The organism is Croceitalea dokdonensis DOKDO 023, from assembly GCF_001306415.1.
Classification (GTDB): domain Bacteria; phylum Bacteroidota; class Bacteroidia; order Flavobacteriales; family Flavobacteriaceae; genus Croceitalea; species Croceitalea dokdonensis.
On the sequence record NZ_LDJX01000006.1, the window covers coordinates 171445 to 183574 of the forward strand.

Sequence of the window (12130 nt, forward strand, 5' to 3'; positions counted from 1 at the left end):
TATTCATATGGTTAAGCCTAGAGCAGAACAGGGGAAAAAATTAGTTTCCGGTGTTTTAGGCAATCTACTTTGGTTATTTTTTGATAAGGCTTATGGAGCTCTTATATCCCTTTTTATATACGGGCTGCTTGCCAGACATTTAGAACAAGAATTATTTGGGGTTTGGAATTACATCCTAGCTTTTGGCACTATCATACCTGCCATTGCGGGACTTGGCCTTAATTTTATTCTGGTAAAAAAAATAAAGGAGACTCCTGGCTTAACTTCGCTGATTATTGGCAACGCCCTAGTACTTAGAGCTTCTTTAGGATTAATTGTAGGGGTTTTGTTCTTTGTTTTTTATTTGGTCATTGGAATTAATGCCGAACCCAAGTACCTAATGGTCGTCGTTTTAATCTTTGTTTCACAAGTTTTACTGAACAGTAATGTATTTATTTATAAGAACGAAGCTGATTTAAACAATAGGCAAACCGTTATTTCTCGCAATATCGCCTTAACGGTTGGGAGCTTGCTGAGGTTCTTAGGAATCCAATATGACTTTGGCCTCGAATTCTTTGCATTTACGGCAATTGCGGAGTATGGGTTGTTTTTATTTGTTTCTTGGCTTCAATTTAATACGTTAAAGGAAGAACCTCTAGAAATTTACCTCAATAAGAGGATTAGTAGTTATTTATTTAAACAAGGACTTCCATTAATGTTATCAGCGGTAACCGTTATTCTCTATTTAAAAATAGACCAATTGATAATAGGATTCCTCTTAGACAATAAAAGTGTAGGTGTTTATGCAGCGGCGTCTAGAATTTCAGAAATGTTTTACGCGGTACCGGTAATCATCTCATCTGTGTATTATCCCAAAATAGTTGAATTGAAACGAAATTTCATAAAGCAACGAAATCTGTTGAGATATTTTTATTTCATTATACTAGTAATTACCGGAATGGTTACTATTTTTATATCCTTTTTTTCTGATGAAATAATAATTGTGCTTTTTGGCAAAGGATATTTATTGTCCAGCCAGGTATTAAAAATTTATGCATGGTCCATACTATTTATGGCACTATTGGTAAGTAGTAGCAAGTTTTTGTTGTCTTTGAATAGAGGGGACATTATTTTTAAAAGAAGTCTAATAGGTCTGGTGTCAAATGTTGTTTTAAACTTTATTTTGATACCTAATTATGGTATTTTAGGGGCTGCTTGGGCAACTTTAATTTCTTATGGGCTTGCGGCATATTTTGCAAATTTCTTCTTTAGTGTTTTAAGACCAGTTATGATAGACCAGTTATTGTCACCTTTTTATTTTCTTAAAACCTCGTTTGCCAAGGGGAGGAGTGAACGTTAACAAACAACATTTATGAAACTACCAAAATCTATCAACTATTTTTATGAATACTACCTCAATCCAGGTTTTGGTAATCAGCGTTATATTTTGCCATCACATGTTAATTTTCCCATAACTGACAACTGTAATTCAAAATGCAGGATGTGCAATGTTTGGAAAGATAAATCTGAGAATGAACTAACTCCAGAGGAAATACAAACAATTTATTCCAACAAACTTTTCAAGAACACAAAGCATCTTGGCATCTCCGGCGGGGAGCCAACCTTACGTAAAGATTTGTTAGCTTGCGTAGAAGCAATTCTAACGGCCTTGCCACGCTTAAAAAGCCTTTCGATTACCTCACACGGCTTCCATCCCACAAAATGGCAAAGGCAATTGCCACTAATTGTAGCTTTATGTAAGAAATACAATACCTTTTTTAAGCTTAATATTAGCGTTGATGGTATAGGTGAACTGCATGAAGAGGTAAGAAGAATAGAAGGAGGTTGGGCAAAGGTTGTGGAAACTATTGATGTGGCCAAGTCAAATAATGTTCCTGTGCAAATACAATGTACGGTTTCAAAACACAACGTTTTTGGGGTCAATGAAGTTCTCCATTTTGCAAAGTCCAATAATTTGGAATATATCTTTAGGAGGGCAACAAGCATTAACAGGCTTTATAATCATGAGATAACCAACGAGTTTTTTAATAGCAATCAGGACGATTCTTTTTTTGCAGATTTTGTCACATCAACAAGTGTGACCCATACCACCGAGAATCCAGGGAGAAGGTTGTTCTACAAAGATTTAGCTAAAAGACTTACAGTTGGCGGCAATAGAAAGGCACCTTGTCACTTTCAGTATAACGGCGTCTTAATCTCTGCCCATGGTGAAATGTACCATTGTTCAATAGATGAAGAACCTTTGGGAGATTGTAGGACCACCGACCCCTATGAGGTGTATTTTGCCCAAAACTCTAGAGAGCAACTAGAAGCATTGCTATCCTCTACCTGCCCATCATGTATTCATGATCAATCTGGGGCTTGGAATCCAATTCTTATCATTAATGAGGTATTGTCACAAAAATTTCCCTTTTTTCCAAAAATTAAGCAATTAAGCACATTCGCATTTGCTAACCTTAAGTCAGCTTTTGGGATTAGTCCCCGTAATATCGGTATCAGCGAGGCTAAGAATACCGCACAGGCACACATAATAGGTGCCTATGGCGGCGAACATGTTGGCGACTCCGCTATCCTAGGAGGTGTGATATTACGCATTGCAGAAAGGCACCCTAATTTAAAAAACGTAGTGGTTTATAGCAAAAGACCTGATAGGACCAAGTTTTGGGTGCGTGGCCTAGACTTTGAAAGTGAGCTCACTATTGTGGTTAAACCTTATACTATTTTAAATGCTTTGGAAGCTTCTGCAAAGGACGTTCTATTTTGGGCAGGTGGACCGATTATGGAGATGCCGATAGATTTATTTGAGCACCTTAAGACCATCGATTGCTTTGTTAAGAATGGTTTAAGGTTTGAAATTGTAGGTTGTGGTTGGGGCCCATTTAAAACAAAGTATTCCCGTGCAAAGGCAAATTCTATATTGAACAAAGCCGCCAAGGTTGAGATGAGGGATAAATACGACCTGCCAGTGGAATACCAACTAAACCAAGACCCTGCATTTGATTATCTATTAAGTGGAGTGCACAAAGAACCAAAAATTAGCTGGTCAAGAAAAAAAACCGATGATTTTCTAGATAAGGTGAAGACAACCCAACAAGATACTTTGGTGTTACTAAATTTGAGACCAATTTGGGACAAATACAACAAATCAAATCAGTCATCCGCGGAGTTGGATGATCAGGTTGTAAATGAAGTTTTTCAATTAATCAAAAAACTTCCGCATCATGTGGCGCTAATTTCAGTTCCGTTTAATACTGATCATTATGGATTTTCTGACATGGAGCCAGCACTTAGGTTAAAAGACAAGTGCACGGCAGCCAAAATAAAGAACTTTCACGTTTTTGACCGAGAACTAAATGCTAGGGATATGCAGTATTTTTTAAAGAGCTTTGATTTGGGGATTTGTATGAGATTCCATGCCTGTATCTTTATGAAAAGCTTGGATATCCCCGTTTATGGTATTGACTATACGGCTGGAGAAATAGGAAAGGTAGGAGGCCTCTTCAAGTCTTTTAATGACGACAATTGGTCTAATATAATGGATTTAAATCACAAGCAAATCTTGAAATTCATTGAACGACAATAGTAATTCTATGAGAATTCTCATTGTTCACAACCAATACAAACAATATGGAGGAGAGGATACCGTAGTACAACAAGAATTGTTAGCTTATAAAGAACTAGGCTACACTGTGGCAATGTACCAACAAACAAACGCTGACTTAGGCTTTATTGATTTAGTGCTTAGTCCTTTTAATATCATGTCTGCCATCCGTTTTAGAAGAATAGTGAGGGATTTTAAGCCAGATGTTATCCATATCCATAACCTTATATTTAAAATCTCCCCTTCAATCTTATGGTTTAACACAAAAAAACCAAAGGTATATTACACCATTCATAATTACAGGTTTTTGTGCCCAAGCGGAACACTTTTTCACGACGGAAGGATTAATTTGGATTCCAAAACCTTTTTAGGGTTTTTAAAAAACGTATCAAGGGGAGTATACCAAAATTCAAAATTCAAAACCCTTATTCTAGGTCTTATTTATAGGGCCAATCTATTCATTGGAACCTTTAATAGAGTTGATAATTTCATTTTTCTTACCTCTTTCTCGAGGGATATCCATATGAAGTGGAGACCTAGACTTTTTTCCAATAACGTATTAAAACCCAATTTTTTAGCCACCCCGGCTAAATTTGAAAACACACCTAAAGAAATTGACTTGCTGTTTGTTGGGCGGTTTACGGAAGAAAAAGGTATTGCTTCTATCATGGAATTGTTATTAAAAAATCAGCAATTGAACATTCATTTAGTTGGGGATGGCCCAGCTTTCGAAGCTGTTGAAGGAAGGTCCAAAGACGTTGGGCATATAAAACTCCATGGAAATCTAGATAGGGATGTTATACTTTGCCTCATGCAAAAAACACGGTTTTTGATATTTCCGTCAATTTGGTACGAAGGAATGCCTATGACTATCATAGAATCTTTCTCCAATGGCACTCCTGTAATCGCGAAAAACCTAGGAGCCATGTCCTCAATGGTGACCCATAATAAAACAGGGTATCTTTATGAAAACTTAAAGGAGTTGGATACCATCCTGTCTACATTAAATTCCATAGATGCTGAAACGAGAAATTTGTTCAGTCAGAATTGCTTCGCTGAGTTTAGGGATAAATATAGTTATGGTGTGGGGTTGAAAAATTTAAAAAAAATCATTGAGACAAGGTGAAAATTAGCTTTAACCAACTACAGCAATTACTGTTGGCAGCGTTGTTTGTCGCAAGTTTTACCTTCGTAAGAAAGTATCTTATACTGGTATATCCTTTCATAGCATTTGTTATACTTGTTATTTTTAAGTTGTCTTTTAGTTACAGAACGGTCTTTTTCTTTTTCATATTGGTCTTGATTACTGCATTTTCGTCGTTTTATAATGGACTTTGGCTCACCAACAATGTTTTGTCCCTGTACATCTTTCTTCCTTCTTTTTTGTTGATTTTAGCGAGGCCCAAGACAGGAAATTTTTATCATCTGAAGCTTCGGTCTCAATTTTGGCGGATTTCATCAACCATATTAATCATAGTAAATATCACGGCGTTAACGACTTTTATCTATACACATTACTCTCATAGGTATATTGCTCCGATAACTTCTGATTTGCTAGATGATGCATTTTATGGCCTTTATGGCAAGTATGGGCTTGGGGGCCATATTTTAAGCGTTTTTAACATTATTTATGCCACAAGATTTTTCTTTGTTAAGAAAATAAAACTTGCCATAGTGTTCTTGATTTGTTCAATCCTTGGTTTTTATGGCTTAGGTTTAATACTTGCAATTTTATCCCTTTTATTCACGCTTAGAAAAAAGATTTTCAGCAGAGGTAGTTTAAAAGTTGTTGTGGTTACTTTTCTGTTTATGGCAATAAGCGTGTTGGTCATACGAACAGTTAATAGGCATAACTACAATTACATCAAAAACACCTTAATGTCTTTTGTTAATAACATGGATTTTGACTATCAGGAAGAGATGGAAAAGGCAAATAACTTTAAAACCACCAGAGTGCCCAGAAAGATTACCTTTTATAAAGGGGTTTTGCTAAGAATTAAGGAGACTCCAAGTATTTTAGTACTAGGCACATCTCCTGGCACTTATAATTCAAGAGCAGCATTTCTGTTAAACGGAGATTTGTCCAGAACAAAAATTCTTAAGGATAACGTTAAGAAACGGCCTCCTTACCATCAAACAGATGTCTTTCCGCTATTTAATACAATAACAACTCGGGTGCCTTGGATGGGCGGCACAAGGAATCAACCATTTTCGTCCGTAATAGCTATTTTTATGGAGTATGGTTTTATCCTTGGAATCCTTACAATGTACATACTTTACCGTGCCTCAATGAATATCATTGATAAACACAAGAACTCTGACGATTATTATCCTTTACAATTTATTCTCATATATACTTTTTTACTATCGTTTTTCGTGTATTATTTTGAACTGGTAGAATACGCCTTACCTATAGTCTTGTTACTTAAAATGTATCAAATTTCAAATATAGATTCAACCAATATTGTACCTAATGCGACAAAATAAAACAGATATAACAACATTTTATCTGTTAATACTTATTGCTGTTTTACTTCCTTGGAGCAATGCACTTACCATGTTGTTGTTGATTCCACTCGGCATTGTGGCAATTTTAAGATTAAAACATACCTCTTATCAAGAGATTATATTTTGGCCAGGAGTTTTAATAACCGTTTTGTTTTTGGTAAACCTTGCGGCTTGTTTTGTTCAGCCCAATGTATTGGATAATCTGCAACGGGTTTTGGGTTTAGCCCCTTTGATTATGATACCAGTTTTTGTCAAAGCTACTAGCGCCGGGATTACAACAAGGGCAAGATGGAAATTGTTAAAAGCTTTTTCTTTTTCTACCCTACTTATGGCAGGAGCAAATTATATTGGCGGACTAGTGAACGGATATAGACAATACAACTCCATCGCAAAAGCGATTGCTGAGTTAAAGTACGATGTGTTTTCCATGGCTTTGGTACACCACCATCAACTGTATATGGCAATGTACTTAACCTTTGCGGCCATATTGTTTTTCTATCTTGTATTAGGTGCAAAAAACAATAAATCACGCTTTCTTTATGTTTTCAGCCTGGCAACAACTTTGTTCTTAATGGTCATATTAAGTGTTAGAATGGCGATGCTTACCTTGCTTGTTTCTTTTGTTTATCTCATTTTGAAAAGGCAAAAGGCGTTGTTCTTTAAGGCCATATTAATTTCTGGAGTATGTGTTATTCCTGTAGTAGCCTATAAAATGAATCCTGAATTCAAAAGAAGGGTAGATTTTATAACAGAATTTTCCTTTGAGTACAACTATCATGAAGACTGGACCTATCAAGGATTGGCATTGAGATTGATGAATTGGGAGTGCTCTTGGTCGGTAGCAAAGAAAAACTTTTTTTATGGTGTAGGTGTAGCAAATGTCCAACAAGAACTGGACAGCTGTTACTTGGAAAAGAAATTTGATTCTATTTTGTGGTTTCAAAAGAATCAAGGATCAAAGTTCAACTCCCATAATATGTTTTTACAGACTCTTGTATCCAGTGGTGTTATCGGTCTTATATTATTTGTGCTCAGTATTGGAATGTTATTCGTGTTAGCGCTAAAACAAAAAAATCTTTTACTACAAATTTTTTTAATTTCCTTTTGTTTACAAGGGTTAACGGAGTCTTTATTATATAGGGAAAAAGGGATTTTATTCTTCGCCTTCTTTTGCTCGCTTCTGCTTTTATATCCAAACAAAGACATGCAAACCTTACCAACGGAATAGAAACATGAAAAAAGAACTTTTTGGCCTTCAGTTAAATGTCATTTCAAAAGCAGAGGTGTTAGATGAAGTAATTGCCTGTGCAAAGAGCCAAAAGCCCTCTTATTTATGTGCGGTAAATGCCCACATGGCCTCCGAGGCCCAAAGGGACCATGCTTTGCTGCGCGCGGTCAACAGTGCAAACTGGGCGGTTACTGATGGAATGCCTGTTGCTTGGGCATTTAATAGGTTAAATAGGCTTGGTCAAGAAAGAATTGCAGGTATGGATATAACCCCACTACTAATTCAGAAAGCAGCGTCACTAGGATTGGTGGTTTCTATTTTTGGGAACACAAAGAATAATTTAAAATCTTTTAAAAGTTATGTTTCAAGGCATTATCCCGCTTTGAAGATAGGGGAACTTATTTCTCCACCATTTAGACCGTTAACCAACGATGAAACGGAATTGTTTATTGAAAAAATCAACAAGGCAAGGACAAATATTCTTTTTGTTTCTTTGGGTTGTCCAAAACAGGAAAAGTGGATGTTACACCATGCGGCTAAAGTAAACGCGGTTTGTTTGGGAATTGGTAATGCAGTCAATACTTTAATAGGTGTTGAAAAAAGACCACCTAATTGGGTACAAAGATTAGGAATGGAATGGTTTTATCGTTTAGCTCAAAACCCAAAACGCTTATTCAAAAGATATCTAATTACCAACACCAAGTTTATAGTTCTTTTCTTTAGGGATTGGTTGGGAATAAAGAGGCATATTTAAATAATAATCCAGTTATCTTTGTTTCCACTATAATTAAAAAGTGATTAACAAAGTAAAATATACAACATCCATATATTTAATATCACTCCTTCTGGATTTGTTGATAATCAATCTGCTTGCCTATTATTACCCCATACTTTTTAAGAATCCGCTACTTTTTCATAGTTATGTGACCGTTGCTTGGTTAATAATCTCGTTTAGAACTAAGTTTTACGGAATATACGCAAACACAAAAATCACTTATATATTAAAATTATCCGTTAGGCAGTTTTTATTTTTTTTCTTAATTATTTATGCGTTTATAGGTTTTTTTAAACAGCCTAATATCAGTAGATGGAATTTAGGATTATTTTTTGTTACCGCCTGTGGGTGCATTTTCTTTTTTAAGGCAGTCAGCTATTTTGTTTTAATGGAATACAGAAGGCGTGAAAAGTTTGATTTGACCAAATTTGTTGTTATTGGGAATAACAAAAAAACGGATGAACTAATAAAGATATTTAGGCTTAACCAACAATATGGTTTTCAGTTGACTAAACAATTTTTTCCTAAGGACTCGGATTTTAGCGTAGATGAATGTTGTGATTACATCAAAAACAAAAATATTACTGAAATCTTTTGTTCAATAAATCAACTGGCGAATGAACAAATTAAACACCTGGTGAGCTTTGCGGACAACAATTTGGTCAAACTAAGGTTTATTCCTGACAACAAGCAGATTTTCACAAAATTCTTAAAGCTCGAGTATTACGAGTATTTCCCAATTTTATCTTTAAGGGAATCTCCTTTGGACAATACTTTTAATCGTATTTATAAAAGAGTATTTGATTTTTTCTTTGCGCTTGTGGTCTTTGTTTTCCTTTTATCTTGGTTAATGCCTATTATAGGGTTATTGATTAAGATGGATTCCAAAGGACCAGTATATTTTAAACAAAATAGACCAGGTTTTCAAGAAGAAGGTTTTGGCTGTTATAAGTTTAGGACTATGAGGGTCAATGATAGCACAGAAAAATCAGCGATCAAAAACGACCCAAGGGTTACCCGGGTAGGTGCTTTTCTCAGAAGAACTAGTATAGATGAATTACCACAGTTCGTAAATGTCCTTTTGGGAACTATGTCCGTGGTGGGGCCAAGACCTCATTTATGGCGGCAGAACGAAGAGTATAATAATAAGATTCAAAAGTATATGTTACGTCACCATGTAAAGCCTGGGATTACTGGATTGGCACAAGCAAAAGGATATAGGGGCGAAATTTTGGCCAATGAAGAAATAGTAAACCGCACAAGGTACGACGTATTTTACATTGAAAACTGGTCAATGCTTTTGGATATGAAAATTATCATCCAAACGGTACTTAATGTTATCAAAGGGGAGGACAAGGCATACTAAAACACCTATAAAATAGTTGTATAACAACAGAAATACAATAATAAATTCCAATGAAAAAAACCTTAATTACAGGCGCGGCAGGATTTTTAGGATCCCATCTATGCGATCGTTTTTTGGCAGAAGGCCATTATGTGATCGGAATGGATAATTTAATAACAGGTGATTTAAAGAATATTGAACACCTATTTGGCCATAAAAACTTTGAGTTTGCGCATCATGATGTCACTAAGTTTGTGCACGTGCCCGGTTCATTGGATTATATTTTGCATTTTGCCTCTCCTGCAAGCCCTATAGATTACCTTAAGATACCCATACAGACCTTAAAGGTTGGGGCCTTGGGAACGCATAACTTATTGGGACTTGCCAAGGACAAGGGCGCTAGGTTCATGATTGCCAGTACTTCTGAAATCTATGGAGATCCCTTGGTACACCCCCAAACGGAGGAATATTACGGCAATGTCAATACCATTGGCCCAAGGGGCGTTTACGATGAGGCCAAACGCTTTCAGGAGTCCATTACCATGGCCTATCATACCTTTCATGGATTGGACACCCGTATCGTTAGGATTTTCAATACCTACGGCCCGCGGATGAGGCTCAATGACGGAAGGGTAATCCCAGCTTTTATGGGGCAGGCCCTACGGGGAGAAGACCTTACGGTTTTTGGGGACGGCTCCCAAACCAGGTCCTTTTGTTTTGTGGACGATGAAATTGAAGGAATCTACCGTCTGCTCATGAGCGATTATAACCTGCCTATGAACATTGGAAACCCACATGAGATTACCATTAAGGATTTTGCCGAGGAAATCATCAAACTAACCGGCACCGATCAAAAAATTATCTACAAGCCACTACCCAAGGACGATCCCATGCAAAGACAGCCAGATATTACAAAGGCTAGGGAGATTTTAGGTTGGGAACCAAAGGTGGGCCGTGAAGAAGGTATGCGCAAAACCTTTGAATTCTTTAAAACCTTGACCAAAGAAGAATTGGAACGTACAGAACATAGGGATTTCTCAAAAATCAACAGAAAGTAGGTAGGCGAGTGGCTCCATTTTTTGATTGTTCTTACATTTGGTCAAAATTCAAATGATGAACATACTAATTCTTGGTTCCGGGGGCCGCGAACACACCTTGGCATGGAAAATAGCCCAAAGCTCCAAAACCGATACCTTGTACGTGGCACCCGGTAATGCCGGCACCAATGCAATAGCCACTAACCTTTCCTTGGACGTCAATGATTTTGAAGCCATAAAAACGCATGTGCTTCAATATTGTATTGATATGGTCATCGTAGGTCCTGAAGACCCATTGGTCAACGGCATCCATGACTTCTTCTTGCGGGATAAAGTTTTAAGCAAGGTACTGGTGGTAGGCCCACAAAAATTAGCGGCCACCTTGGAAGGAAGTAAGGAGTTTGCCAAACAGTTTATGATGCGCCACAATATCCCAACCGCTGCCTACCAAAGTTTTACAGCGGACAATCTAGAGGAAGGCTATGCGTTTTTAGAATCTTTAACACCGCCCTATGTCCTAAAGGCAGACGGGCTCGCAGCGGGTAAGGGCGTGTTGATCCTCAATGACCTACAAGAGGCCAAATTGGAATTGCGAACCATGTTGCTCGATAAAAAGTTTGGCGCGGCCAGTAACACGGTGGTTATCGAAGAATTCTTGGACGGTATTGAATTGAGTTGTTTTGTCCTTACTGACGGCGAATCTTACAAAATATTGCCGGAGGCAAAAGATTACAAGCGTATAGGAGAAGGGGATACAGGTCTAAATACTGGCGGAATGGGAGCCATATCGCCAGTGCCGTTTGCGCAGGGGGAGTTTATGCGTAAAGTGGAAGAACACATCGTACGGCCAACGGTAGAAGGTTTAAAGAAAGACGCTATCCCTTATGTAGGTTTTATATTTATCGGCTTGATCAAAGTAAACGGGGAGCCTAAAGTGATAGAGTATAACGTTCGTATGGGAGACCCGGAAACGGAGGTGGTTATCCCAAGGATAAAGAATGACTTGGTTGAGGTGCTAGAAAGCCTTAGGACCAAAAACCTACAATCTATTTCCCTTGAGGTGGACCATCGGGCGGCAGCGACGGTAATGACCGTATCCGGAGGCTATCCAGAAGCGTACGCAAAAGGAAAGGAAATAATAGGATTGGACACCATTAAAGAGGCCATAGTGTTTCATGCGGGCACAAAACAGGATAACAACAAGGTGCGCACCAACGGTGGTAGGGTCATTGCGGTCACTGCTTATGGAGATTCCATAGCCCAAGCGTTAGAAGTGTCCTATCGTAACACCAAGCAATTCTGTTTTGAAGGAATGTATTACCGATCGGACATTGGTTTTGACCTTTGATCCCGTAAGGCATTCATCAAAAGCAATCGTCCAGTGCCGGTCTAAGATGTTTACAGGTAAGTGTGGGAAGTACTGGTCTTGTCCTCTTCCCCGTTATCATTAAAGATTTTGAGCTGAATCATCCAGTAGACCATGGCAATGGAGCCAATTACCATAAACAACCAGTTGATGGAGTTAGCGGCCCACCAGCTTTCCATAAAACGGAGCATATCCAGCGGGGCAAAAAGGATATTTACAAATAAGTCTTCTATAGCGTAAAAAAATGAACTCATGTTATCTTATCTTTAG

Annotated in this window: 10 protein-coding genes; 9 read left to right on the forward strand and 1 reads right to left on the reverse strand. The window is 37.6% G+C overall.

The genetic code is table 11. From position 1 onward, the window contains the following. The first annotated feature begins 7 nt into the window (after nt 1-7). From I595_RS13350 to purD, 9 genes are all read left to right on the forward strand, one after another. On the forward strand, nt 8-1339 hold the full coding sequence (locus I595_RS13350) for a flippase (protein ID WP_054559934.1): 1332 nt from the start codon (nt 8-10) through the stop codon (nt 1337-1339). Between the two features lie 12 nt (nt 1340-1351). Next, nucleotides 1352-3583 carry a radical SAM protein gene (locus tag I595_RS13355; protein ID WP_054559935.1) on the forward strand — a complete coding sequence of 744 codons (2232 nt, stop codon included), beginning with the start codon at nt 1352-1354 and terminating at the stop codon, nt 3581-3583. 7 nt (nt 3584-3590) lie between these two features. Then, on the forward strand, nt 3591-4727 hold the full coding sequence (locus I595_RS13360; protein WP_054559936.1) for a glycosyltransferase: 1137 nt from the start codon (nt 3591-3593) through the stop codon (nt 4725-4727). A gap of 752 nt (nt 4728-5479) precedes the next feature. After that, a complete protein-coding gene (locus I595_RS17440) occupies nt 5480-6088 on the forward strand; it encodes a hypothetical protein (RefSeq protein ID WP_157449750.1) in 609 nt (202 codons plus the stop codon). Beyond that, a complete protein-coding gene (locus I595_RS13370; protein ID WP_083467603.1) occupies nt 6075-7337 on the forward strand; it encodes an O-antigen ligase family protein in 1263 nt (420 codons plus the stop codon). The genes I595_RS17440 and I595_RS13370 overlap by 14 nt, the downstream gene beginning before the upstream one ends. A gap of 4 nt (nt 7338-7341) precedes the next feature. After that, entirely contained in the window at nt 7342-8091 is a 750-nt protein-coding gene (locus tag I595_RS13375) for a WecB/TagA/CpsF family glycosyltransferase (protein ID WP_054559939.1), read from the forward strand. Nucleotides 8092-8131: 40 nt separating this feature from the next. After that, entirely contained in the window at nt 8132-9478 is a 1347-nt protein-coding gene (locus I595_RS13380) for an exopolysaccharide biosynthesis polyprenyl glycosylphosphotransferase (RefSeq protein ID WP_054559940.1), read from the forward strand. 50 nt (nt 9479-9528) lie between these two features. Further along, nucleotides 9529-10515, forward strand: a complete 987-nt coding sequence (locus I595_RS13385; RefSeq protein ID WP_054559941.1) for a UDP-glucuronic acid decarboxylase family protein — start codon at nt 9529-9531, stop codon at nt 10513-10515. A gap of 55 nt (nt 10516-10570) precedes the next feature. Continuing rightward, nucleotides 10571-11842, forward strand: coding sequence for a phosphoribosylamine--glycine ligase (gene purD / locus I595_RS13390; RefSeq protein ID WP_054559942.1), 1272 nt, complete (start codon nt 10571-10573; stop codon nt 11840-11842). A gap of 50 nt (nt 11843-11892) precedes the next feature. Here purD and I595_RS13395 read toward each other — a convergent pair whose 3' ends face one another. Then, entirely contained in the window at nt 11893-12114 is a 222-nt protein-coding gene (locus tag I595_RS13395) for a DUF6341 family protein (protein ID WP_054559943.1), read from the reverse strand. Between the last annotated feature and the right edge of the window lie 16 nt (nt 12115-12130).

Excerpts from the sequence above, each read along its gene's own strand:
- I595_RS13395 (WP_054559943.1), bottom strand. The coding sequence starts at position 12,114 with ATGAGTTCATTTTTTTACGCTATAGAAGACTTATTTGTAAATATCCTT.
- purD (WP_054559942.1), top strand. The coding sequence starts at position 10,571 with ATGAACATACTAATTCTTGGTTCCGGGGGCCGCGAACACACCTTGGCA.
- I595_RS17440 (WP_157449750.1), top strand. The coding sequence starts at position 5,480 with ATGTCTTTTGTTAATAACATGGATTTTGACTATCAGGAAGAGATGGAA.
- I595_RS13355 (WP_054559935.1), top strand. The coding sequence starts at position 1,352 with ATGAAACTACCAAAATCTATCAACTATTTTTATGAATACTACCTCAAT.
- I595_RS13350 (WP_054559934.1), top strand. The coding sequence starts at position 8 with ATGGTTAAGCCTAGAGCAGAACAGGGGAAAAAATTAGTTTCCGGTGTT.
- I595_RS13385 (WP_054559941.1), top strand. The coding sequence starts at position 9,529 with ATGAAAAAAACCTTAATTACAGGCGCGGCAGGATTTTTAGGATCCCAT.
- I595_RS13375 (WP_054559939.1), top strand. The coding sequence starts at position 7,342 with ATGAAAAAAGAACTTTTTGGCCTTCAGTTAAATGTCATTTCAAAAGCA.
- I595_RS13370 (WP_083467603.1), top strand. The coding sequence starts at position 6,075 with ATGCGACAAAATAAAACAGATATAACAACATTTTATCTGTTAATACTT.
- I595_RS13360 (WP_054559936.1), top strand. The coding sequence starts at position 3,591 with ATGAGAATTCTCATTGTTCACAACCAATACAAACAATATGGAGGAGAG.